This is a genomic window from Curtobacterium flaccumfaciens (assembly GCF_004361695.1).
Lineage (GTDB): Bacteria > Actinomycetota > Actinomycetes > Actinomycetales > Microbacteriaceae > Curtobacterium > Curtobacterium flaccumfaciens_B.
The window spans coordinates 403,233-425,607 of record NZ_SNVW01000002.1 but is presented as its reverse complement, the minus strand read 5'-3'; the positions used below and the strand labels follow the sequence as shown (position 1 = coordinate 425,607).

The 22,375-nt window shown below is 72.4% G+C and carries 20 protein-coding genes; 14 read left to right on the top strand and 6 right to left on the bottom strand.

From position 1 onward, the window contains the following. Positions 1–14: 14 nt before the first annotated feature. Both EDF64_RS04725 and EDF64_RS04720 read right to left on the bottom strand, forming a co-directional pair. Positions 15–1,121: a LolA family protein gene (locus EDF64_RS04725; RefSeq protein ID WP_133518902.1), complete on the bottom strand. Its 1,107-nt coding sequence runs from the start codon at positions 1,119–1,121 to the stop codon at positions 15–17. A gap of 154 nt (positions 1,122–1,275) precedes the next feature. After that, a complete protein-coding gene (locus EDF64_RS04720; protein WP_133518901.1) occupies positions 1,276–1,758 on the bottom strand; it encodes a ribose-5-phosphate isomerase in 483 nt (160 codons plus the stop codon). Between the two features lie 175 nt (positions 1,759–1,933). Between EDF64_RS04720 and EDF64_RS04715 the strand changes: the two genes are divergently transcribed. After that, the gene (locus tag EDF64_RS04715; protein WP_133518900.1) at positions 1,934–2,899 is read left to right on the top strand and encodes a sugar-binding transcriptional regulator; all 966 of its coding nucleotides are present in this window, start codon (positions 1,934–1,936) and stop codon (positions 2,897–2,899) included. A gap of 72 nt (positions 2,900–2,971) precedes the next feature. Here the strand turns inward: EDF64_RS04715 and EDF64_RS04710 are convergent, their stop codons facing one another. Further along, on the bottom strand, positions 2,972–3,496 hold the full coding sequence (locus EDF64_RS04710) for a DinB family protein (RefSeq protein ID WP_133518899.1): 525 nt from the start codon (positions 3,494–3,496) through the stop codon (positions 2,972–2,974). Between the two features lie 191 nt (positions 3,497–3,687). Between EDF64_RS04710 and EDF64_RS04705 the strand changes: the two genes are divergently transcribed. Beyond that, positions 3,688–5,220, top strand: a complete 1,533-nt coding sequence (locus EDF64_RS04705) for an MFS transporter (RefSeq protein ID WP_133518898.1) — start codon at positions 3,688–3,690, stop codon at positions 5,218–5,220. A 236-nt stretch (positions 5,221–5,456) separates the two neighbouring features. Beyond that, positions 5,457–6,113: a histidine phosphatase family protein gene (locus EDF64_RS04700; protein ID WP_133518897.1), complete on the top strand. Its 657-nt coding sequence runs from the start codon at positions 5,457–5,459 to the stop codon at positions 6,111–6,113. Positions 6,114–6,195: 82 nt separating this feature from the next. On the opposite strand, the gene EDF64_RS04695 is transcribed toward EDF64_RS04700, so the two are convergent. Next, the gene (locus EDF64_RS04695; RefSeq protein WP_133518896.1) at positions 6,196–7,938 is read right to left on the bottom strand and encodes a glycerol-3-phosphate dehydrogenase/oxidase; all 1,743 of its coding nucleotides are present in this window, start codon (positions 7,936–7,938) and stop codon (positions 6,196–6,198) included. Positions 7,939–8,154: 216 nt separating this feature from the next. Between EDF64_RS04695 and EDF64_RS04690 the strand changes: the two genes are divergently transcribed. The 4 genes from EDF64_RS04690 to ald all read left to right on the top strand — a co-directional run bounded on the left by EDF64_RS04690 (position 8,155) and on the right by ald (position 12,750). Further along, on the top strand, positions 8,155–9,096 hold the full coding sequence (locus tag EDF64_RS04690) for a sugar-binding transcriptional regulator (RefSeq protein ID WP_133518955.1): 942 nt from the start codon (positions 8,155–8,157) through the stop codon (positions 9,094–9,096). 48 nt (positions 9,097–9,144) lie between these two features. After that, the gene (locus tag EDF64_RS04685; protein ID WP_133518895.1) at positions 9,145–10,107 is read left to right on the top strand and encodes an AraC family transcriptional regulator; all 963 of its coding nucleotides are present in this window, start codon (positions 9,145–9,147) and stop codon (positions 10,105–10,107) included. 25 nt (positions 10,108–10,132) lie between these two features. After that, positions 10,133–11,521: an FAD-binding oxidoreductase gene (locus tag EDF64_RS04680; protein WP_133518894.1), complete on the top strand. Its 1,389-nt coding sequence runs from the start codon at positions 10,133–10,135 to the stop codon at positions 11,519–11,521. A gap of 128 nt (positions 11,522–11,649) precedes the next feature. Beyond that, positions 11,650–12,750, top strand: coding sequence for an alanine dehydrogenase (gene ald / locus EDF64_RS04675; RefSeq protein ID WP_133518893.1), 1,101 nt, complete (start codon positions 11,650–11,652; stop codon positions 12,748–12,750). A gap of 158 nt (positions 12,751–12,908) precedes the next feature. Here the strand turns inward: ald and EDF64_RS04670 are convergent, their stop codons facing one another. After that, positions 12,909–13,730: a tryptophan-rich sensory protein gene (locus EDF64_RS04670; RefSeq protein WP_133518892.1), complete on the bottom strand. Its 822-nt coding sequence runs from the start codon at positions 13,728–13,730 to the stop codon at positions 12,909–12,911. 163 nt (positions 13,731–13,893) lie between these two features. On the opposite strand from EDF64_RS04670, the gene EDF64_RS04665 reads away from it, so the two are divergent. The 6 genes from EDF64_RS04665 (at position 13,894) to sufU (ending at position 20,522) form a co-directional block, all read left to right on the top strand. After that, entirely contained in the window at positions 13,894–14,877 is a 984-nt protein-coding gene (locus EDF64_RS04665) for a magnesium and cobalt transport protein CorA (protein WP_133518891.1), read from the top strand. Between the two features lie 14 nt (positions 14,878–14,891). Then, positions 14,892–17,018, top strand: a complete 2,127-nt coding sequence (locus tag EDF64_RS04660) for an alpha-galactosidase (protein ID WP_133518890.1) — start codon at positions 14,892–14,894, stop codon at positions 17,016–17,018. A gap of 60 nt (positions 17,019–17,078) precedes the next feature. Further along, the gene (locus EDF64_RS04655) at positions 17,079–18,362 is read left to right on the top strand and encodes a chloride channel protein (RefSeq protein ID WP_133518889.1); all 1,284 of its coding nucleotides are present in this window, start codon (positions 17,079–17,081) and stop codon (positions 18,360–18,362) included. Positions 18,363–18,422: 60 nt separating this feature from the next. Beyond that, positions 18,423–18,635 carry an Rv0909 family putative TA system antitoxin gene (locus tag EDF64_RS04650; protein WP_133518888.1) on the top strand — a complete coding sequence of 71 codons (213 nt, stop codon included), beginning with the start codon at positions 18,423–18,425 and terminating at the stop codon, positions 18,633–18,635. Positions 18,636–18,783: 148 nt separating this feature from the next. Beyond that, a complete protein-coding gene (locus EDF64_RS04645) occupies positions 18,784–20,076 on the top strand; it encodes a SufS family cysteine desulfurase (protein ID WP_133518887.1) in 1,293 nt (430 codons plus the stop codon). After that, the gene (gene sufU, locus EDF64_RS04640) at positions 20,073–20,522 is read left to right on the top strand and encodes a Fe-S cluster assembly sulfur transfer protein SufU (RefSeq protein WP_133518886.1); all 450 of its coding nucleotides are present in this window, start codon (positions 20,073–20,075) and stop codon (positions 20,520–20,522) included. Before EDF64_RS04645 ends, sufU begins: the two co-directional genes overlap by 4 nt. 515 nt (positions 20,523–21,037) lie before the next feature. Here the strand turns inward: sufU and EDF64_RS04635 are convergent. After that, positions 21,038–21,760 (bottom strand): hypothetical protein, encoded by a 723-nt coding sequence (locus EDF64_RS04635; RefSeq protein WP_133518885.1) that lies wholly within the window; start codon positions 21,758–21,760, stop codon positions 21,038–21,040. An 87-nt stretch (positions 21,761–21,847) separates the two neighbouring features. Here EDF64_RS04635 and EDF64_RS04630 point away from each other — a divergent pair, with 87 nt between their 5' ends. Then, positions 21,848–22,357 (top strand): GNAT family N-acetyltransferase, encoded by a 510-nt coding sequence (locus tag EDF64_RS04630; RefSeq protein ID WP_133518884.1) that lies wholly within the window; start codon positions 21,848–21,850, stop codon positions 22,355–22,357. The last annotated feature ends 18 nt before the right edge of the window (positions 22,358–22,375 follow it).

Sequence of the window (22,375 nt, the reverse complement as noted above, 5' to 3'; positions counted from 1 at the left end):
GTGGTCGTCCGCGCTCACTTCGCGGCGGCGACCAGGGCGGACACCGGCACGGCGCCCGCCAGGACGCGGCCGTCGTCCGTGAGGTAGACCGACACGAGCGAGGTCTGGACCGCGCGACCGCCGTCGACCGCCTTCGTCACCTGGCCGAGCAGGCCGGCGGCGTCGTCACCGAGCGAGGACTGGTCGACCGTGCCCGCGGGGAGCTCGGCGATGGTGGCCCAGCCCTTCCCGGTGAACGTCGGCTCGTCGCCGGCGACACGCTTGCCGTCGGTCCGGTGGTGGTCGGCGTCGCCCTTCGCGTGGCTGCCGGCGTCGCCCGTCCCGTGGCTGCCGGCGTCCGAGAGGTCCTTCGTCTCGACCTTCGCGCCCGACGGCGGCGTGAAGTCGAACAGCCGCGCGGCCGGGGCGCCGTAGGACAGGCTCGTGAACCCGACCTGCACGGCGGGGTCGTCCTGGCCCTTCGCCTCGACCACGGCGCGGAGCGGGAGCCCGGTCTGCTGGTCGACCGCCAGGCGCACGGCTCCGACGAGCGTGCCGGAGGACTTCGGCGTCAGCGTGATCTGCCAGGCGTCGTGCCCGGCGACACGGACCTCGGTCGGCTTCGAGACCGTCGTGGTGGGCGTGATGCCGTCGACGGCCTGCTTCGCGATCTCGGCCGGGGTGGTCGTGCCGTCCTGCGGCGTCGCGGCGTCCTTCGGCAGGGTGACGTGCGTGGCCGTCCGCTCCTTCGAGTCCCAGGTCCAGACGTCGGAGCCGTTGCGGACGAGGTCCTGTTCGGCGAGCTGCTGCGTCAGCTGGACGCGCTGCTTGTCGGCGCCGTCCACGTAGAGCCGGGCGGTGTGCGACGAGGTCAGGAGGCCGAGGACGTCCGAGGCGTCACCCTCGAGCGAGGACCCGCCGGACCCGGTCGGGAGCTCGGGGAGCCCGAGGTCGCTCGTCTGCACGAGCTTGCCGGAGTACTGCGCGTCGGAGGACTTCGCGATGCTGGCGATGACGTCGGCGGCGCTCGGGTTCGTCCCCGCGATCGGGTCGTTCGCGGCGTTCGCGATCATCGGCGCGGCGACGGCGCCGGCGACGACGACCGGAGCGATGACTGCTGGCAGCCAGGCTGACTTCTTCATCGGTTTCCCCTCGGTGGAGCATCGGAGTCGGGAGAACGGTACGTCCGGCCCCCGACAGGAGGCTGGGCGTCGCCGTTCCTGCAACGATCGCTCCTGCTCGACCCGACCGGCGTCCGCCGCGAGGATGATCCGCCGGTCCGCGGGGATGAACCCGCTAGACCTGGGCGTCGACCCCGGCCGGAGCCGAACCGTCGTAGCTGCAGATCGCGGCGACCTTCTCGGCACTGGCGCTCGACGTGTCGAACTCGTAGCCGAGCCACTCCTTCGCGAGCCGACGGGCGAGCTCGACGCCGATGACGCGCTGGCCCATGCAGAGCACCTGCGCGTCGTTCGACAGGACCGAGCGCTCCACGGAGTACGAGTCGTGCGCGGTGACGGCACGGATGCCCGGGACCTTGTTCGCGCTGATCGCGACGCCGAGCCCGGTGCCGCAGATGAGGATCGCGCGGTCGGCCTCGCCGTTCGCCACGAGCCGGGCGGCGTCCACGGCGATGTGCGGGTACGCGGTGTGGCCGTCGGCGTCGACCCCGACGTCGGTGACCGAGGACACCCGCGGGTCGTCGGCCAGGTCGGCCTTGATGATCTCCTTGTAGTCGAACCCGGCGTCGTCGGACCCGATCACGAGACGGTACGTCATGCGTTCCACCTTCCGGTTCTGCCGCGGTCAGCGGCTCCACCGACGAGGGTACACCGCTGAACATCCGTCCAGAACAGCATTTCCGATGGTCGCCCGGACTACGATCACGGTGTCCGAACGAGCCTCCGAGCGCGCCTCCGGACGAACCCCGAAACGAACCGAAGGGTCCCGCTCCATGTCCTCCGAGACCGCTGCCGGCACGGAGGCTGCCCGGACCCGTTTCCCCCTGGACACCGTGTACCAGGCGGCGCGGATGTACTACCTCGAGGACGCCACGCAGGTCGAGATCGCCGCGCGGCTCGGGGTCTCCCGTCCGACCGTCAGCCGGCTCGTCGCCGAGGCCCGGAAAGCCGGACTCGTCCGCATCGAGGTCGTCGACCCGTTCCAGGACGAGACCGTCGCACTCGCCGAACGGTTGCAGGTCGTGCTCGGGCTCCGTGCCGTGCACCTCGCCGCCGTGACGCACGCCGCCACGCTCGGCGCCGACCTCGCCGCACCGGTCGCGGCCGCTCTCGAGGGGATGGCCCTGGTGCCGGGCGACGCCGTCCTGATGTCGTCGGGGCGCACCGTCCACGACGTCGCACGCTCCGGCATGCCCCCGCTCGCCGGCGTCCAGCTCGTCCCCACCGTGGGCGGGCAGGCCGACCCGATGCCGTGGTTCCAGACGAACGAGATCACCCGGACCGCCGCCGAGCACTCGGGAGCGATCCCGGCGTTCCTCTTCGCGCAGGCGCTGCCCTCGCCGGCGATGCGCTCCTCGCTCGACGAGGACCCGGCGTTCCAGCACGTCGTCGGCCTGTGGTCGCGAGCCAAGGGAGCGATCCTCGGCATCGGTGCGCCGACCCCGACCCGGGATGCCCTCGCCCGCGGGGTCCCCGTCGAGGATGCCGCGTTCGACCAGGCAGCCGGTGACGTCTGCCTCAACTTCTACGCCGCCGACGGCTCCGCGATTGAGTTCCCCGGCAGCGATCGGATGGTGCGGACCTCGCGCGCGCTGCTCGCCGACGTGCCGCACGCCGTCGGGGTCGCGGTCGGCGCCGCGAAGGTCCCGAGCATCATCGGTGCGGTCCGTGCCGGGCTCGTGAACGAGCTGGTCACGGATGCCGCGACCGCGCGCGCCCTGCTGGACGCGCTCGCCTGAGCGGTTCCCGCCGTCGGCCTGGAGGCGCGGGGCGGGCCCGCCCCGCGCCTCCAGGCCCGAAGATGGGGACGTCTAGTGCGTCCGCCGCACGTCCCACAGGTGGTGCACCGGGTCGTGCGCGTAGTAGGTGGCGAGGGTCGCGACCGTGAAGGCGCTGCCGTCGGACCGGAGGCCGGTGCGCTCGAGCTGGTCGGGGTGGACGTCGTCGAACGCCCGCGCCGCGCGGTGCGCCGCCTCGCCGAGCTCCCGGGCGACCGTCGCCGGGTCCTGTTCGCCGTAGCGGTCCTCGACCGCGGTGGCGTCCTGGTCCCAGTTCGGGAACGTCGGGGCGTCCTCGGCGAGCATGAGCGCGAGCCGTTCCGCCATCTTCCGGTGCACGTCACGCACGTGTGCGCCGTACTCCAGCGGTGACCATGTGTGGTCGTCCGGACGCTCGTGCACGTCGTCGCGGCCGAGCACCGCGGGCCACGCGGCGGCGTTCGCCTCGATGATGCCCGGCACGTCGCCGATGGTCACCGTGCTGCCGTCGTAGCCGCACTCGGGGCACGCGGCCTCGATGACCCACGTCCAGTTCTTCGTCTCGGGTTCGATCGCCATGGTGCCGATGTTATGACCTCGTTACCGTCGCGCCGCTTCCGCGCGGGGAAGCGGATCGGGCATGACCCCCGTCCGGGTGACACGCCGTTCCCTGAGAATCACCGGCCAATGACATTTCGGTTGCTCGGTAACGTCGCTCGCTGTTCCCGGGCCGGTACCCGTCGGCCCGCCGATCCACCGAGGAGAGATGCATGGGTTCCGATCCCAGCAGTACCCACACCCGACCGCACCGACGACTGCGCGAGAGCGACGTCACCGTGGTCGACAAGAGCATGATGCGCCGAGCCGTCAGCGGCATGGTCGTCGGCAACACCATGGAGTGGTACGACGTCGGCGTGTACGGCTACCTCGCCGTCACGATGGGGAAGGTCTTCCTCCCCACCGCCGAACCCGCGGTGCAGATCCTGTTCAGTCTCGGTGTCTTCGCCGCGACCTACGTCGCCCGTCCGCTCGGCGGCATCGTGTTCGGACGGCTCGGTGACCGCATCGGCCGCCAGAAGGTCCTCGCGACGACGCTCATCATGATGGCGGCGTCGACGTTCCTGATCGGAGCGCTGCCCGCCTACGCCACGATCGGGGTGTTCGCACCGATCGTCCTGGTCGTGCTGAAGCTCGCGCAGGGCTTCTCGACCGGCGGTGAGTACGCCGGGGCGACGACGTTCGTCACCGAGTACGCCCCGGACCGTCGCCGCGGGTTCTTCGCGAGCATCCTGGACTTCGGCAGCTACCTCGGCTTCGCGCTCGGCGCCACCGTCGTCTCCGTGCTGCAGATCACCCTGGGCGAGGAGGCGATGACGGCCTACGGCTGGCGCTTCCCGTTCCTCGCCGCCGGGGTCATCGGCGTCGTCGCGATCTGGTTCCGCCTGCGCATCGAGGAGTCCCCGGTGTTCCAGGCCACCCAGGCCGCGCAGGAGGCAGCGACCTCCACGCGGGTGACGCTCTCCGGCGAGCGTCCCGCGAACGTGTTCGTCATGGTCCGCGACCACTGGCGCCCGATCGTCATCGCCGTGATGCTCGTCGCCGCGTCGAACACCGTCGGTTACGCGCTCACCTCGTACATGCCGACGTACCTCACTGACGCGCTCGGGTACTCCGCGCTCGACGGCACGCTGCTGACGATCCCCGTCCTCGTCCTGCTCGCGCTGATGCTCCCGCTCACCGGCAAGCTCTCCGACCGCCTCGGCCGACGGGTCGTGATGTGGATCGGGGCCGCCACCACCGTCGTGCTCGTCGTGCCCGCGTTCCTGCTCATCGGCCACGGCGAGCAGTGGTCGACGCTCGCCGGACTCGGCCTGCTCGCGCTGATGACGGCGCTGTGGGTGTCGAACCAGGCTGCGTCGCTGCCCGCGCTCTTCCCGACGTCGACGCGGTACGGCGGGATGGGGTTCGCGTACAACATCGCGATCGCGGTGTTCGGCGGGACGACGCCCCTCATCGTGCAGGCGCTGCTGACCGCGACGGGCGACGACCTCGCGCCGGCGTACTTCCTGATGGCGATGAGCGTCGTCGGCGCGATCGGGGTCTTCTGCATGAAGGAGTCCTCGAAGCGTCCGCTGCCCGGGTCGATGCCCGCGGTGGAGACCGAGGACGAGGCCCGCGAGCTCGTGCTCACGCAGGACACGAACCCGCACCTCGACCTCGGGGACCTGCCGTTCGCCGCGCAGGACGCCGTGACCGAGGCCGCGCGCGACGCCGCCGATGCCGAGGCCGTGCCGGCGCGCTGACGCGGGCCGTGCCGGCGCGCTGACGCGGGGGTGCCGGGGCGCTGCGGGGCGCTGCGGGTTGCTCGACTCGGAACGACGAGGTCGTCGTCGTACGACATCGGCCTCGTCGTTCGTTGCCTTCGCGGTGCGTCGCGCCCCGCGAAGAACGACACCGTCGTGGTCGTACGACGTCGCCGCTGTCGTTTCGCGTCGACGCACACCGGGGTGACGTCGGCGGTGGTCCGTAGGGTGGATCCATGCGACTGCTGCTCATCCGCCACGGCCAGACCCCTGCGAACGTGAACGGCGTCCTCGACGCCGAGGTGCCCGGGCCGGGCCTGACGGAGCTCGGGCAGCGGCAGGCCGACGCGCTCCCCGAGGCCCTCGCGGACCGGGGGATCGAGCGGCTCTTCACCTCGACGATGGTCCGGACGCAGGTCACCGCGGCACCGCTCGCCGCCGCGCTCGGGCTCGAGCCGGTGGTGCTGCCCGGCCTCCGCGAGATCGAGGCCGGCGACACCCAGGGCAAGAGTGACCGGGTGTCCGTGCAGATGTACATCTCGACGGTGCACGGCTGGTCGGGCGGCGACCGCAGCACCCGGATGCCCGGAGCCGAGAGCGGCGAGGAGTTCTTCGCGCGCTACGACGAAGCGGTCCGGCAGATCGAGGCCACCGGCGTCGACGTCGCGGCGGCCGTCAGCCACGGCGCAGCGATCCGGACGTGGGCGAGTGCGGCCGCGCACAACACGCCGGACCACTTCGGCACGCAGCGGCACCTCGAGAACACCGGGATCGTCGAGCTCGAGGGCTCGTTCGCCGACGGCTGGCGCCTGGTCGACTGGGAAGGCGAGCCCGTCGGTGGCGAGGAGCTCATCGACCGGACGGCGCCGGACCCGACGGGCGAACGCTACTGAGGCGGTCGACGCGACCACGGACGGACGGGAGGCACGGTGCCAGCTGGCACCGTGCCTCCCGTCCGTCGTGTCGTCGCGTCGACTACGCGGGCTGCGACGCGGACGCCGGAGCCGATGCCGTCAGCGGCACGATGACCCCGTGCGACTCGCGCAGGACGTCGAGGGTGCGCTGGACCTCGTCCGCGCGCTCCTCCGGCGTCCAGCCGAGGGTCTCGGCCATCACGTCGGCGAGCTCGTCGAGCAGGTCGATCGTGACCCCGCCGACGAACGCGAGGTTCGTGCGACGCAGCACCACGTCGACCAGGTGCACGGCCTGCTCGTGGCGGGCGAAGTACGCGACCTCGGCTCGGGTGAGGGTCGGCTCGGACTCGAGCGCCTCGACCGGGCCGTCCACCAGGACGTCCACGACCTCGGCGGCACGGGTGCCGTAGCGCTCGAGCAGCCCGTCGACGATCGACTCGTCGAGGCCGTCACGGTGCGACTTGATCCACAGCGCACGCTGCGCGTCGGTGGTCGGGTACTCCTTGCCACCGCCGATCGGCATGCCGGTGGTGTCGACCTTGCGGGCCATCCCGAGCTTCGTGGTGGCCTCCGTGGAGAGGTGTGCGGCGAGGGCACGGAACGTCGTCCACTTGCCACCGACGAGCGACAGCACGGTCGACTTCGGCAGTCCGGCGATCGGGGTGTCCACGATCCGGTAGTCACGCGACACGAAGCCGGGGGCGGTGTCCTCGTGGCGGGGGAGCGGGCGGATGCCGGAGTAGCTGTAGACGATGTGGTCGCGCGTGACGTCGATCTGCGGGAACACGTGCTTGACGAGCCCGAAGAAGTAGTCGATCTCCTCGTCGGTCGTGGTGACCGGCTTCGACGGGTCGGCGTCGATGTCGGTCGTGCCGATGAGCACCCGGCCCTTGAGCGGGTAGATGAGGACGATGCGGCCGTCGTTGTTCTCGAAGAACAGCTCGCGGCCCTTCGTCGCCTCGAGGAGCTCGGGGTTGTCGACGACGATGTGGGAGCCCTTCGTGCCGCCCATGAACTTCGTCTCGCCGCCGAACGCGCCGTTCGTCAGGTCGGTCCAGGGGCCGGAGGCGTTGATGACGACGTCCGCCGTGAAGACGAACTCGTCGCCGGTCTCGCGGTCGCGCAGCACCACGCCGCCGTCGCGGGTGCCCGCGGCCTCGACGTAGTTGACTGCGCGTGCCTTGTCGCCTCCCGCGGCGAGGCCGTCCTTGAGCACGTCGAGCGCGAGCCGCTCGGGCTCGTGCACCGAGGCGTCGTAGTAGGTGCCCGTGTACTTGAGGTCCTTGTTGAGCGCCGGCATGTCCTCGAGCGCGGCCTTCTTGGTGCGGAAGACGTGCTTCGGGACGGAGCCGCCGTCACGCGAGAAGGAGTCGTAGATCGTCATGCCGATCTTGATGAGCATCGCGCCGCGCTCCTTCGTGGAGCGCTGCTTGTGCGTGAGCATCCGCAGCGGCGCGTTCATGATGCCGGAGAACGTGGAGAAGATCGGCATCGTGGTCTGCAGCGGCTTGACGTAGTGCGGGGCGATGCGGATCAGGCCGTTGCGCTCCTGCACGCTCTCGCGGACGAGTCGGAACTCGCCGTTCTCGAGGTAGCGGATCCCGCCGTGGATCATGTGGCTCGAGGCGGCGGAGGCGCCCGAGGCGTAGTCGCCGCGCTCGACGAGGGCGACGTCCACGCCCTGCAGGGCGAGGTCGCGGAAGGTGGCGATGCCGTTGATGCCGCCACCCACGACGAGGACCTGTGCGTTCGGGCGCTCCGTGAGCGCGTTCACCGTGTTCCGGGGCTGCGTCTTCTTCGACATCTGCTGCGTCGCTTCCTTGATCGGTTCGTTGTGTTCGACACCGATCGTGCGCCTCCCGTGAGAGGCCGGGCAACTCGCGTGCACGAACGTGCAGCACACGTGTCGCACGGGCTCCAGAGCGGGTCTGGAGGCGCGACAGGGGTTGCAGAGGCCGTGCACGTCCGTGCATGGTTGCGTTCTACCGATCGGAGCACGATGAGCGATGCGGCTCAGCCCATGCGCACGCAGCAGGCGCTGCGCGCCGCCCACCTGTACTACCTGCAGGACCTGACGATGGACGCGATCGCCGACGAACTCGGCACCTCGCGCTCGTCGGTGTCCCGCCTGCTCAAGTACGCCAGGGACACCGGGCTCGTCGACATCCAGATCCGCTCGCCCCTCGACCAGGCCGCCGCGCTCAGCCGGAGCATCCGCTCGCGCTTCGGGGTGCACGCGCACGTCGTACCGGTGCCGGACCACACGAGCGACGTCGACCGGCTCGAACGGGTGGCGCTGTCCGCCGCGCGCATCCTGACGCAGTACGTCGAGTCGAACATGGTGATCGGCATCTCGTGGGGGTCGACCGTCAGCGCCGTCAGCCGGTACCTCGTGCCGAAGACCACGCACGGCTCCACCGTCGTGCAGATCAACGGCGCCGCGAACACCCGCACCACGGGCATCGTCTACGCGTCCGAGATCCTCCGCCGGTTCGGCGAGGCGTACGGCGCGTTCGTGCAACAGTTCCCGGTGCCCGCCTTCTTCGACGACCCGGCGACGAAGGAGGCCCTGTTCCGGGAGCGCTCGATCCGCCGCGTGCTCGACCTGCACGAGCGGATGGACCTCGTCGTGTTCGGTGTCGGCGCGCCGCAGGCCCCGGTCCCCTCGCACGTCTACTCGGGCGGCTACCTCGACCCCGAGGACCGCGACGAGCTCACGAAGGCGAAGGTCGTCGGCGACGTGTCGACCGTGTTCTACCGCGCCGACGGGTCGTGGAAGGACATCAGCGTGAACGCCCGTGCGGGAGCTCCGGACCTCGACACGATCAAGCGCGCACCGCGCCGGGTGTGCGTCGTCGCGGGCCGTTCCAAGGCGGCGTCGCTCCGCGGGGCGCTGGCCGCCGGACTGGTCACGGACCTCATCCTCGACGAGAGCGTCGGACAGGCGATCCTCCAACCCTGAGTCACGATCCGACCTAGTTTGTCGGTGGTGCCGCGTACGTTCTGGTGCATGTTGCCCACGAGCGAGACCCGGACCGACGAGCGGTACTTCCGACGCCTCGTCGGCAGCGACGTCGACCAGGCACTGACCTTCTTCGGCGGCGACTACGACTTCCGTTCGCCCCGTGTCCGCCGCACCCGTGCACAGTCGCACTGGGACTTCGCGGGCGTGGGCGACGGCCGGATGTCGCTCCGGTCGTCCCGGTTCCTCGTCGACCTGCAGACCGACAGCCGGGTCGACGACGAGTTCCTGGTCGTCTGGATGCGCGGCGGCACGAGCACGATCACCCACGCCGGCGAATCGGTCCACCTCGAGCCCGGCGTCCCGGTGGTCCTGCCCTTCGCCGACACGTACGAGCTGCACCACCGCGACATCGCCCTGAACCTGGTGCACCTCGACCGCGACTTCGTCCGCTCCGTCTCGGGCGACGACGACTTCGCGTTCGACGCGCTCCGGCGGCCCACCGCCGAGGGGATGCGCACCTGGCAGTCCGTCGTCCACGGGTACGCGTCGACCTGGCTCGACGTCGACACCGAGATGACCCCGACGATCCAGCGCGACATCGCCGAGGCGTTCGCCACCGCGGCGATCGCGGCCTTCCCGGAGCGCAACCGCTGGCGGTCGACGGTGGCCGGCGGCGGCCCCGAGCACGAGCGGCTGCGGCGGGCGCTCGAGTTCGTGCACGAGCACGCGCGCGAGCCGATCGGCACGCCGGAGATCGCGGCGGCCGCGGGCCTCAGTCCGCGCGGGCTGCAGCAGTCCCTCCGCCGCCATCTCGACCAGACGCCGGGCGAGCTGCTGCGCGGCGTGCGGCTCGACGGTGCCCGGGCCGACCTGGTCCGCGGTGACCGCGACGACACCTCGGTCGCGGACGTCGCCCGGGCGTGGGGCTTCGGGCACCTCGGACGCTTCTCGGCCACCTACCGTGCACGCTTCGGCGAGCTGCCGAGCGAGTCGCTGCGCTCGCGCTGACGGCGGTGCTCGGTAGCGTGGCGGCATGGACACCGTCGTCACCGCCCTCCGGTCCGCCCTCGACGACCAGGACGGCACGCTCGTCCTGACCGACCCGTCCGTGCTCGACGCAGCACGGACCGACAAGTCCGGCTGGACCGCACCCGGCGGGCCCGTCGCCGTCGTCGAGTCCCGGACGGTCGAGCACGTCCAGGCCACCCTCCGCACCTGCACCGAGCTGCGCGTACCGGTCGTGCCGCGGGGCGCCGGCACCGGACTCGCCGGCGGCGCGAACGGCACCGAGGGCACCGTCGTGCTCAGCGTCGCCCGGATGGACCGCATCGTCGGCGTCTCGACCGAGGACGAGTTCGCGATCGTCGAACCCGGGGTGCTCAACGGCGACCTCAACGCCGCGGTCGCCGAGTTCGGCCTGCGGTTCGCGCCGGACCCCGCGAGCGCGGCGATCGCGAGCGTCGGCGGCAACATCGCCACGAACGCCGGCGGACTCCGCTGCGTGAAGTACGGGGTGACGCGCGAGGCCGTGCTCGGGCTCGACGTGGTGCTCGCCGACGGTCGGCTGATCTCCACGGGCCACCGCACCGTCAAGGGCGTGACCGGGCTCGACCTGACGGCGCTGCTCGTCGGTTCGGAGGGCACCCTCGGTGTGATCGTCGGCGCGACGGTCCGGCTCGTGCCGATCCCCGCGGGCGAGCCGGCCACGCTCGGCGCCGTCTTCCCGTCCGTCGAGTCGGCCGCCCGGGCCGCGGCGCTCGTCGTCACCGGAGCCGACCGGCCGTCGACGGTCGAACTCCTCGACGCCGCCGCGCTCGAGGGCATCGCCGCCTACCTCGGGCCGGACGTCATCGCCCAGACCGTGGGGAGCACTGCGGCGGGCCAGGTGTTCCTGCTCGTCGAGTACGACGGCCCGGGCGCGACGGAGGCGGCGCTGGGAGCCGCGCCGCGCCTCCAGTCCGAGGGCGGCACCGTCCACCTGGCCGGCTCGGCGGCGGAACGCGAGCGCCTGCTCACCATCCGTCGGTCGTTCCACCCGGCCATGGAGGCACGGGGCCGGGTGCTCATCGAGGACGTCGCCGTGCCGCGCAGTCGGCTCGCCGAGATGTTCGCCCGGGTCGAGGCGATCGGTCAGGAGTACGGGGTCGCGATCCCGACCGTGGCCCACGCGGGCGACGGCAACCTGCACCCGAACTTCGTGTTCGCGGGCGACGAGGTCCCGCCGCACGTGTGGCAGGCGGCGGACGCGATGTTCCGTGCGGCGATCGAGCTCGGCGGGACCCTCACCGGGGAGCACGGCGTCGGCGTGCTCAAGCGGCGGTGGATCGGCGACGAGCTCGGCGACGACGTGCTCGAGCTGCAGCGTGGCATCCGGCGGGTGTTCGACCCGGCGGGGATCCTCAACCCGGGCAAGGTCTTCTGAGCGGCCGACCACCGAATCTCATCGCACGGATGTGCCGTGCGTCGTCCGGATGTTCGGCTGTAACGTCCCCGCAACGAATCCGGCGCTGAATGGTGTGGACGAGAGCACCACCCACGAAGGAGTCTGCGATGCGCATCGGCGTCCCCACCGAGATCAAGAACAACGAGTACCGCGTGGCGGCCACCCCGGCCGGCGTCGCCGAGCTGGCGCTGCACGGCCACCAGGTCCTCGTGCAGGCCGGAGCGGGCGAGGGCTCGTCCTTCCCGGACGCCGAGTACGCCGCCGCGGGGGCGACCATCGTGCCGACAGCGGCCGAGGTCTGGGAGCGCGCCGAGATGGTCATGAAGGTGAAGGAGCCGGTGGCGTCCGAGTACGCCTCGATCCGCCCCGGACAGGTCCTCTTCACCTACCTGCACCTGGCAGCCGACCGGCCCCTGACCGACGCGCTCATCGCGTCCGGCGCGACCGCGATCGCCTACGAGACGGTGCAGCTGCCGGACCGCTCGCTGCCGCTGCTCTCGCCGATGTCCGAGATCGCCGGACGGCTCTCCGCGCAGGTCGGCGCGCACCACCTCATGCGCGTGCACGGCGGCCGCGGGCTCCTGCTCGGCGGGGTCCCCGGGGCGCCCAAGGGCCGCGTCGTCGTGATCGGCGGCGGGGTCGCGGGTGAGCACGCCGCCACCATGGCGCTCGGGCTCGGTGCCGAGGTCACCGTGTTCGACATCAGCCTGCCGCGGCTCCGGGCACTCGACGCCCGGTTCGACGGGCGGATCACGACGCTGCGGTCGTCGGCGCACGCCATCGCCGAGGCACTGCGGGACGCCGATCTCGTGATCGGGTCGGTGCTCATCCCGGGGGCCTCGGCGCCGAAGCTCGTCACCGACGCCATGGTCGCGGACATGCAGCCGGGGTCGGTGCTCGTCGACATCGCGATCGACCAGGGCGGCTGCTTCGAGGGCTCGCACCCGACCACCCACGACGACCCGACCTTCGCGGTGCACGACTCGGTGTACTACTGCGTGGCGAACATGCCCGGGGCGGTGCCGCGCACCTCGACGATCTCGCTCACGAACGCGACGCTGCCCTACGCCGTGGCGATCGCCGACCGCGGGTGGGAGGCCGCGACGGCGGCGGACCCGGCCCTGGCGCTCGGGGTGAACGTGCACGCGGGCCAGGTCGTGAACGAGGCCGTCGCCGCGGCGCACGGGCTGGTGGCCGCGGGGCGCTGAGCGCCGCCGGCGCCGCCGGCCGCCGCCGGGCCCGCCGACATTCGGGCTGAGCGACACTTCACGCGGCCACGACCCCGAGAAGTGTCGCTCAGGGCGAAACTCCGGTCGCGCCGGGCGCCGGGCGAGACTCGCGGCTCGCGGCTCGGGGCGAGCGGCTGTCAGGACATCTGTCGCTTCGGCAGCACGGAGGCGCCGCGCCCCGCACGCCCGGCGACCCACCCGACGCGCGCCCGCACCACGAGCGTCACGACGACCGCAGCAGCCGCCGCGACCACCGCCGCCACGGCCGTCGGCGTCGATACGAGCGGCCCGTCGAGCCGCGCGACCGCCACCCACGCCAACCCCCACGCGAGCGCGGCGGTCGGCGCCAGGCGCCCGCGGCCCCACACGGCGAGCAGCACCCCGACGAGCCCGGCCACCGCGGCGACGAGCACGCCCCAGACGTCCTGCCCGAGGCCGAAGCCCCGGAAGCCCGCCGCCGTCAGGACCGCCGCCGTGTTGGCCGCCGTCGCGACGCAGACCCAGCCGAGGTACAGGCCGAAGGTCCCGTCGGTGACGATCGCCGCCACGATGCCGGACGGTCGGGTGCGGCGCAGGATCACGAAGACCCAGACCAGCACCGCGAGCAGCGCCACGATGATCGGTTCGCTCAGCCACAGGAACCCGAACTGCACGGACAGGATCCACGCGGCGTTGAGGAGCAGCGAGAGCACGACCGGCACGGCGAGGCGCGCGTGGCGGTCGTCGTCGGCGGTGCGGAAGCACTGGCGGACGGCGTACGCCAGCAGCCCCACGTAGACGACGCTCCAGATCGAGAACGCCGGGCCGTCCGGCGCGATCGCGGTCGAGGACGCCGACAGCGCCCCGCCGGCGGCGTCCTGGATCGGGGTGCCCCCGGCAGCACCGGAGCCCACGAACGCGCCGACGACCGCGACGACGGCACTCACCGCGACGGCGATCCGCTTCCAGATCCTCTTCATGTCAGTCCCTTTCGTCAGCATGCTGATGACCTGCACGGTAGGCGCGTGGTCACCACCGGCGCGCAGCGCACGTCCAGCCAGCCGGGGGACGGCCTGGAGGCGCGTGGCGGCGCCGCCACGCGCCTCCAGGCCGGAAACCGCGCACCCTGCGTACGGTGGTGGCGTGACCGTCGAGCTGAACACCGTCTACGTCGACCGGATCGCCCCGATCCCGAGTCCCTCGCTCGACGACACCTTCCGGATGCTGGAGGACCAGGGCGCCAGCGCGTGCATCGTGCTGCACCAGCCCGACGCCGAGGAACTCGGCGACGTGGCGGTCGCCCTCGGCCTGCACGAGCTGGCGGTCGAGGACTCCGCCGAGGGGCACCAGCGACCGAAGCTCGAGCGCTACGGCTCGACGCTCTTCGTCGTGCTGAAGCCGGCGCTCTACAACGACCGTGCCGAGGAGGTCGAGTTCGGCGAGGTTCACGCCTTCGTCGGGGAGAGCTTCTTCCTCGTGGTCGTCAAGGCCGATCCCCGCGGAGCGCAGACCGTGCCGCGAGCCCTGCAGCGGATGAGCGGCAAGCCCGGGCTCGTGACGGTCGGCCCGCAGGCGCAGCTCTGGGCGCTGATGGACACGATCGTGGACGGCTACGTGCCGGTCATCGACGGCCTCGAGGAGGACATCAACCAGATCGAGGACCAGCTCTTCGCGGGCGAGGCGGGGGTCTCCCGGCGCATCTACGAGCTCTTCGGCGAGGTCGTCGACTTCCAGCGTGCCGCCCGACCGCTCATCCACATCATCGAGAACCTGCACCGCGGCGCCGAGAAATACCACCTGCCGGTGGAGATGCAGCGACGGTTCCGCGACGTCCTCGACCACGCCATCCGGACCGTCGAGCGTCTGGACACGTTCCGGCAGCTGCTGCAGAACGCACTGACGGTCGACTCGACTCTGGCGGCGCAGAAGCAGAACGACGACACGAAGAAGATCTCCGGCTGGGCGGCGATCCTGTTCGCCCCGACGCTCGTCGCGGCGATCTACGGCATGAACTTCACGCACATGCCCGAGTTGCAGTGGCCCCTCGGGTACCCGCTGGCGATCGTGGCGATGGTGGTGTTCGCGGCGGTGCTCTGGGTGGTGTTCAAGGTCAAGCGCTGGTTCTGAGGGAGACTCGGTCCGTGACCACGAACGACTTCGTCCACCTGCAAGCCGGGGGAGTCTCCCTGGTGCTCGACTGCCGTGACCGCGCCCTGCCCGCCGTGGTGCACTGGGGCGCGGCGCTCGGACCACTCGACGACCAAGCGCTCGCGGCGCTCGCCGAGGCCGACGTCGCACCGGTCGCGAACAACGAGGTGGACGTGCCGGTGCGGTTGGCGATCCTGCCCGAGCCGCACCGCGGGTGGACCGGGCGACCGGGGCTCGCCGGGCACCGGGACGGCCGCGACTGGTCCCCGGCGTTCACGGTGACTGCGGTGGACGTGCGGCCGGGCGCGGGCGCGGGTTCGGTCACCGTCCACGCCGTCGCCGCCACCGCCGGGCTCGCCCTCACGCTGACCGTCGAGATGCTCGTCTCCGGGCTCGTCCGGACCCGTGCCGCCGTCACGAACACCGGGGCGGGCGTGTACACGGTCGACGACCTCACGCTCGTCCTGCCGGTGCCGTCCCACGCGCGCGAGATCCTCGACTTCGCCGGTCGATGGGGCAAGGAGCGCACCCCGCAGCGCCGGGAACTCGTCGTCGGCACCCACGAACGCGAGGGCCGGAAGGGCCGCACCGGGGCCGACGCCGCCACGGTGCTCAGCGTCGGCACGCCCGGGTTCGGTTTCGCCCGCGGCGAGGTGTGGGGCGTGCACACCGCCTGGAGCGGCAACCACCGGCACGTCGCCGAACGCCTGGCGACCGGTCGGCAGGTCGTCGGCGGCGGCGAGCTGCTCCTGCCGGGGGAGGTCCGGCTGGCCACCGGCGACACCTACGCCGGGCCGTGGCTCTACGCGGCGTACGGCGACGGGCTCGACGACCAGGCCCGGCGCTTCCACCGGTGGGTCCGCAGCCGTCCGCAGCACCCGACGCGACCGCGCCCGGTGACGATCAACGTCTGGGAGGCCGTCTACTTCGACCACGACCTGGCGCGCCTGACCGACCTCGCCGAGCGGGCCGCACGGCTCGGGGTCGAGCGCTACGTCCTCGACGACGGCTGGTTCCGGGGCCGCCGCGACGACCACGCCGGGCTCGGCGACTGGTACGTCGACGAGGACGTCTGGCCGGACGGCCTCGGCCCGCTCGTCGACCGCGTGCGTGCGCTCGGCATGGAGTTCGGCCTGTGGTTCGAGCCGGAGATGGTCAACGAGGACAGCGACCTTGCGCGGGCCCACCCGGAGTGGATCCTGCAGGCGGACGGTCGGCTGCCCGTGCGGTCCCGGCACCAGCAGGTCCTCGACCTGGCGGTCCCCGAGGCGTTCGCGTACCTGCTCGAGCGGATGACGGCGATCATCGGCGAGTACGGGATCGAGTACGTCAAGTGGGACCACAACCGCGACCTGGTCGAGGCCGGTCACCCCGGCGGCGGCGCGGCGGTGCACGAGCAGACCCTCGCCGCGTACCGGTTGCTGGCGACGCTCAAGGAGCGGTTCCCGGCGCTCGAGATCGAGTCGTGCTCGTCCGGCGGCGCCCGCGTGGACCTCGGGGTCCTCGAGCACACCGACCGGGTCTGGGTGTCGGACGACATCGACCCGCTCGAACGGCAGCAGATGCACCGGTGGACCCAGCAGCTCCTGCCGCCGGAGCTGCTCGGCGCCCACGTCGCGAGCGGGCGGAACCACACGACGGGCCGGGTGCACGACCTGGCGTTCCGCGCCGGCACGGCGATCGTCGGGCACTTCGGCATCGAGTGGGACCTCGCGCAGGCCACGCCCGACGAGGAGTCGGCGCTGCGGCAGTGGATCGCGCTGCACGTGGCGTGGCGCGGACTGCTGCACGGCGGCGACCTCGTGCGGATGGACGAGGTCGACGACACCCGGCTGGTGTACGGCACCGTCGCGCCCGACGCCCGCGACGCGGTGTTCTTCTTCGTGAGCACGGGCCGGTCCGAGGTCTCCGGCACCGGACGGATCCGGTTCCGTGACCTCGACCCGGACGCCGTGTACCGCGTCGACCCCGTCCTGGTCGGCGCGGGCGAGGGCATCGAGGCGCCGGACTGGTGGGCAGGGGACCGCGTGTTCGGCGGCCGCGTGCTCGGCACGGTCGGCCTGCAGCCGCCCCTCGTACCGGCGGACTGCGTGGTGCCGTTCCGCCTGACGGCCGTCTGACGGCAGGTGGGACGAACGGGAGGCCCGGTGCCGGTGATCGGAGCCGCTAGGGTTTTCGACATGCCGCGCTCCGGACACGCGACCCCCGTCTGGGCGCTCAAGCTCGCCGTCATCACCGCACTCGTGGGGATCGCCGGGGGCATCGCCGGCATCGCCGTCTGGCTCGCGCTGCAGCTCATCCAGTTCGTCGCGTTCGGGTACCCGTTCGGCGGGCACCTCGAGGCGGCGGACGCCCCCTCGCCCCTGAACCGCTTCCTCGCGCTCGTCGCCGCCGGCGTCCTGACCGGGTTCGCCTGGTGGGCGCTCCGCCGGTGGGGTCGGCCGATCGTCTCGGTGCCCGCGGCTGTGGGTGGCAAGCGGATGCCCGCGCTCGCGACGGTCGCCAACGCCGGCGTGCAGATCCTCGCCGTCGGACTCGGCGCCTCGATCGGCAAGGAGGTGGCGCCGCGCGAGGTCGGAGCCTGGCTGTCCCAGCTCGTCACCGCCCGGGCCGGCCTGACCGCCCGCGAGACGAAGATCCTCGTCGCGTGCGGTGCGGCCGCCGGTCTCGCCGCCGTGTACGACGTCCCGCTCGGCGGCGCGCTCTTCGCGGTCGAGGTGCTGCTCGGCGAGATCAGCTTCGCCACCGCGCTGCCGGCGTTCGCGACGAGCGCCGTCGCGGCCTTCGTCGCGCGCCTGGTGATCCCGGACGAGGTGCTCTACCACGTGCCGACGACGCACCTCTCGCCGTCCCTGCTCGTCTGGGCCGTGGTCGTCGGCCCGGTGCTCGGCTTCGCCGGCGTGGGGTTCGTGAAGCTGACGAACCGGCTGCAGGGCATCGCGCCGAAGGGGTGGCACCTGCTCGTGGTGCTCCCCGTCGTGTTCGCGATGGTCGGCCTCATCGCGGTGCCGTTCCCGGAGATCCTCGGCAACGGGCGGGCGCTCGGCCTGGTGGCGATGAACGCCTCGCTCGACGACGGCACCGTGGCCGGCCTGACGCCGATCGTGCTCCTGCTGGTCCTCGGCGTGATCCGCACCATCACGACCTCGGCGACGATCGGTGCCGGTGCGGTCGGCGGCACCCTCACGCCGTCCATCGCGATCGGTTCGGCCGTCGGCGGTGGGCTCGGCGGGCTCTGGCTGCTGCTCTGGCCGACCGACTCGCAGAGCCTGACCGCCTTCGCGTTCATCGGCGCCGCCGCGTTCCTCGCGACGACGATGCGGGCGCCCTTCACCGCCCTCGTGCTCGTGGTCGAGTTCACGCAGGAGGGCACGGACATCCTCATCCCGGCGCTCCTGGCGGTGTCCGGCGCGGTCGCGGTCGGGTACGTCCTCGCGCGACGCCGCAGCGCACAGATGGTCTGATCGGCCTACCATCGGCTCCACGACGGAGCGACGGGCTCCGCACGACGCGAGGAGCAGGCGATGGCGGGGTTCGACGACATCACGAAGAAGGCGCAGGAGTTCCTGAAGGACGGCAAGGTCCAGGACGCCCTGAAGAGCGAAAAGGCCGAGGGGGTCAGCGACAAGGTCCTCGACGGCGTCGCGGACGCCGTGAAGAAGGCGACCGGCGGCAAGTTCGACGACAAGATCGACGGCGCGCGTGACGCCGCCGACAAGCAGGTCGGCAACCAGTAGCGCACGACCAGCGCAGCACGACCAGCACAGGACGACCAGCACGACGTGAACGGCCCCGGACGACGTCGTCCGGGGCCGTTCGCCGTGAGCAGGTGCCGGCCGACTGGACGCCGGGCCGCCGACGGACCACGATTGTGAGGTGACTGTCGTGGCGCCGAACCAACCGCTCACCGAGTCCGAGGTCGAGGCGATCAAACAGGACTTCCCGATCCTCCAGCAGGAGGTGAACGGGTTCCCCCTCGCCTACCTCGACTCCGGGGCGACCGCCCAACGACCCCGGCAGGTGCTCGACGCCGAGCGCCGGTTCCTCGAGCGCGACAACGCCGCCGTCCACCGCGGTGCGCACACCCTCGCCGCGCTGAGCACCGACGCCTACGAGGACGCCCGCGCCACCGTCGCCGGCTTCATCGGCGCAGCAGCCCCGACCGAGGTCGTCTGGACGTCGAACGCGACCGACGCCCTCAACCTGGTCGCGTACGGCATCGCGAACGCCAGCCGCGGCCGCGGGGGCGCCCCCGCCGCGCGCTTCCGCATCGGCCCGGGGGACGAGGTCCTCGTCACCGAGGCCGAGCACCACGCCGACCTCGTCCCGTGGCAGGAACTCGCCGCCCTCACCGGTGCGACGCTCCGCTGGGTCCCGGTCGCCGACGACGGCACCTGGACCGCCGCGGACGCCGTCGCCCTGGTCTCCGAGCGCACGAAGGTCGTCGCGTTCGCGCACGTGTCGAACGTCACCGGGATGATCGCGCCGGTCTCGGCGGTCGTCGCCGCGGCCCACGCGAACGGTGCCCTCGTCGTCCTCGACGCCTGCCAGTCCGCTCCGCACCGGCCGCTCGACGTGCAGGAGCTCGGCGTCGACTTCGCCGCGTTCTCGGGCCACAAGATGCTCGGACCGAACGGCATCGGCGTGCTCTGGGGACGGCAGGAGCTGCTCGACGCCCTGCCCCCGTTCCGCACCGGCGGCTCGATGATCACCACCGTGACGATGGAGCACAGCGAGTTCATGCCCGCGCCCGAGCGGTTCGAGGCGGGGACGCAGCCGGTGTCCCAGGCCGTCGCGCTCGCCGAGGCGGTGCGCTACCTGCAGGGCATCGGCATGGAGCGGGTGCGCGCGCACGAGGAGCACCTCGCCCAGCGCCTGCTCGACGGCCTCGCGGCGATCCCCGGGATCCGTCCGGTCGGCCCGCCCGCCGGGGTGCCCCGGTCCGGTCTGGTGTCGTTCGACGTCGACGGCGTGCACGCGCACGACGTCTCGCAGTACCTCGACGCGCAGGGCATCGCCGTGCGCTCCGGCCACCATTGCGCGCAACCCCTGCACCGCCGGCTCGGGCTGACGGCGACGAGTCGTGCCAGCACTTACGTGTACACGACCGAGCAGGACGTCGACCGCTTCCTCGTCGCGGTCGGCGAGATCCGCGGCTACTTCGGAGCGGCCTCGTGAACGGCCTCGACTCGCTCTACCAGCAGGTCATCCTCGACCACGCCAAGGCCCGGCACGGCGACGGCGAACTGCCCGACGCCGATGCCTCGCACTTCGAGCGGAACCCGACCTGCGGCGACGAGATCACCGTCCGGCTGCGGCTCGAACCGGGGACCGACCGCATCGCGGCACTCGCCTGGCAGGGCGACGGCTGCTCGATCTCGATGGCGTCCGCGTCGGTCCTCACCGACATGGCCGTCGGACGCACGGTGTCGGAGCTGCAGACGCTCACCGAGGAGTTCCGCACGATGATGCGGTCCCGCGGCGCCGGCGACCCCGACGAGGACGTCCTCGAGGACCTGGTCGCCTTCCACGGGGTCTCCAAGTTCGTGATGCGCGTGAAGTGCGGCATGCTCGCGTGGGTCGCGGCCGAGGCCGCCGCGCGCGAGGCGACCGTCCGCCCGTGACGTGACCGGGTGCCGGCGTGGAGGCGCGGGTCGGCTCCGCACCGCGCCTCCAGTCCGGCAGTCCGGAAGTCCGGCAGCCCGTGCGGACGTTCGCACAACCGAAGTTCGTCCGCGCCGCGCGAACCTGCGGTTCCGGGTGCGTTCCGTTGTGCGGCGCGCGGGCGCGTGCGCGACCGGGTGCCGGCCTGGAGGCGCGGGGCGGCCCCACACCGCGCCTCCCGTCCGGCAGTCCGGCAGTCCGTCAGTCCGTCAGTCCGTCAGTCCGTGCGGACGTTCGCACAACCGAAGTCCGTCCGAACCGCGCGAACCTGCGGTTCCGGGTGCGTTCGGTTGTGCGGCGGGCGCTCGCGCGCCCGTGACGTGACCGGGTGCCGGTCTGGAGGCGCGGGGCGGGCCCGCACCGCGCCTCCGGGCCGGCGTGACTCGCGGACACGGCCCCGCAACGCTTGAAACGTATGCCTATTGTAGGGACGCGCGATGATCTGCACGACGGAGCGCGGCGACGTCGCAGCCCCTCAGTTCGGGCAGACGGCCTGCGTGACCGACTTCGTGTCGTTGATGACGACGGTCGTCACGACGTCGTGGGCGGCGTCGCCGCCCGTCGTGTCGAAGTGCAGCCAGTGGCCGTCGGCCGTGGGGGACACGTACTCGCGGTACCCGCCGCCCGACGGCTCCCACGTGTCGACCGTCTTGACGAGGCCCGGGTAGGCGGCGCGGACCTCGTCGGCGGTCGACCCGAGCGCGATGCCCGTGGTCGTCAACGCTGGCGAGGAGAACGCGCCGGCGTCCTCGGCCTGGCCGGCGACGCGCACGTACCGGACGCCGGGGCCGGAGTCGTCAGCGGCGACGAGGATGCGGTAGCCGTTCCCGCTCGACGCCGTCAGGCCCGGTGACGTCCACTCGTAGGAGCTGACGCAGTCGGTGGCGGGCTGCCGAGCGAAGCCCGCGGCGGGCAGGACCGTGCCGGCGTCGGTGGCGCCGAGCGTGACGGGCCCGAACGACGAGGCGCCGAAGACCCAGGTCGACGGGCCTCCTGGCGTCGCGGTCCCCGACGGGGCCGGTGTCGATGCCGGTGTCGGAGTGGATGCCGGTGTCGGCGTGGCCGAGGCGGCGGACGCGGTCGCGCCCGTGGGCGCCGGGATCGGTGCAGCCTGGCCGGACGTGGTGGCGCAGCCGGTGATGCCGACGATGAGTGCAGCGGCCCCGAGGACCAGGGCGGTGGTGCGGTGTGCGGTCATGAGCAGACCCCCTTCACTCAGTGGTGTCGCCGTTCCGCCGATCCTGACAGAACCGTCTGACGGAGGTGACCGTCGTAGGGTGGACGGGTGATCGGTTCCTCCTGCGTCGTGCGTGCCGCGACCCAGGGCGAGGCCGAGGCGTGCGTCGACCTCTGGACGGCGGCGGTCGCGACGCGCGACGGCGTCCCGGAGTCGGACGCCGTGCGGTCCCGGGCGCGCGCGAAGTTCGCCGCGGAGCGGGTCGCGCTGGTCGTGGCGGCGGCGTCCGAGGCGAGCGACGCCGCGCTCGTCGGGTTCGCCCTGGTGACCGCGCCGGGGACCGGCATGCCCGACGACCCGGTCGATGCGGCCTACCTGTCGCTCCTCGCCGTCGACCCGCGCGCGCAGGGGCGAGGGCTCGGCCGCTCCCTGCTCCGCGCGGCCGTCGCCGAGGCCGGACGCGCCGGCCACCAGCGGTGTCTGCTGCACGCGCTCGAGGACAACGAGCCCGCGCTCGCGCTCTACCGGAGCGCCGGGTTCCGTCCGGTCGGGCCGGTGTTCCCGCACGCCCTGCACGGGCGACCGACCCGCGCGTGGCTGACCGGCGCCGATCGCTGACCGGCGCCGACCGCTGAC

Bases quoted from the DNA above. Each gene is read 5' to 3' on its own strand.
- EDF64_RS04725 (WP_133518902.1), bottom strand. From the start codon at position 1,121: ATGAAGAAGTCAGCCTGGCTGCCAGCAGTCATCGCTCCGGTCGTCGTC.
- EDF64_RS04720 (WP_133518901.1), bottom strand. From the start codon at position 1,758: ATGACGTACCGTCTCGTGATCGGGTCCGACGACGCCGGGTTCGACTAC.
- EDF64_RS04715 (WP_133518900.1), top strand. From the start codon at position 1,934: ATGTCCTCCGAGACCGCTGCCGGCACGGAGGCTGCCCGGACCCGTTTC.
- EDF64_RS04710 (WP_133518899.1), bottom strand. From the start codon at position 3,496: ATGGCGATCGAACCCGAGACGAAGAACTGGACGTGGGTCATCGAGGCC.
- EDF64_RS04705 (WP_133518898.1), top strand. From the start codon at position 3,688: ATGGGTTCCGATCCCAGCAGTACCCACACCCGACCGCACCGACGACTG.
- EDF64_RS04700 (WP_133518897.1), top strand. From the start codon at position 5,457: ATGCGACTGCTGCTCATCCGCCACGGCCAGACCCCTGCGAACGTGAAC.
- EDF64_RS04695 (WP_133518896.1), bottom strand. From the start codon at position 7,938: ATGTCGAAGAAGACGCAGCCCCGGAACACGGTGAACGCGCTCACGGAG.
- EDF64_RS04690 (WP_133518955.1), top strand. From the start codon at position 8,155: ATGCGCACGCAGCAGGCGCTGCGCGCCGCCCACCTGTACTACCTGCAG.
- EDF64_RS04685 (WP_133518895.1), top strand. From the start codon at position 9,145: ATGTTGCCCACGAGCGAGACCCGGACCGACGAGCGGTACTTCCGACGC.
- EDF64_RS04680 (WP_133518894.1), top strand. From the start codon at position 10,133: ATGGACACCGTCGTCACCGCCCTCCGGTCCGCCCTCGACGACCAGGAC.
- ald (WP_133518893.1), top strand. From the start codon at position 11,650: ATGCGCATCGGCGTCCCCACCGAGATCAAGAACAACGAGTACCGCGTG.
- EDF64_RS04670 (WP_133518892.1), bottom strand. From the start codon at position 13,730: ATGAAGAGGATCTGGAAGCGGATCGCCGTCGCGGTGAGTGCCGTCGTC.
- EDF64_RS04655 (WP_133518889.1), top strand. From the start codon at position 17,079: ATGCCGCGCTCCGGACACGCGACCCCCGTCTGGGCGCTCAAGCTCGCC.
- EDF64_RS04650 (WP_133518888.1), top strand. From the start codon at position 18,423: ATGGCGGGGTTCGACGACATCACGAAGAAGGCGCAGGAGTTCCTGAAG.
- EDF64_RS04635 (WP_133518885.1), bottom strand. From the start codon at position 21,760: ATGACCGCACACCGCACCACCGCCCTGGTCCTCGGGGCCGCTGCACTC.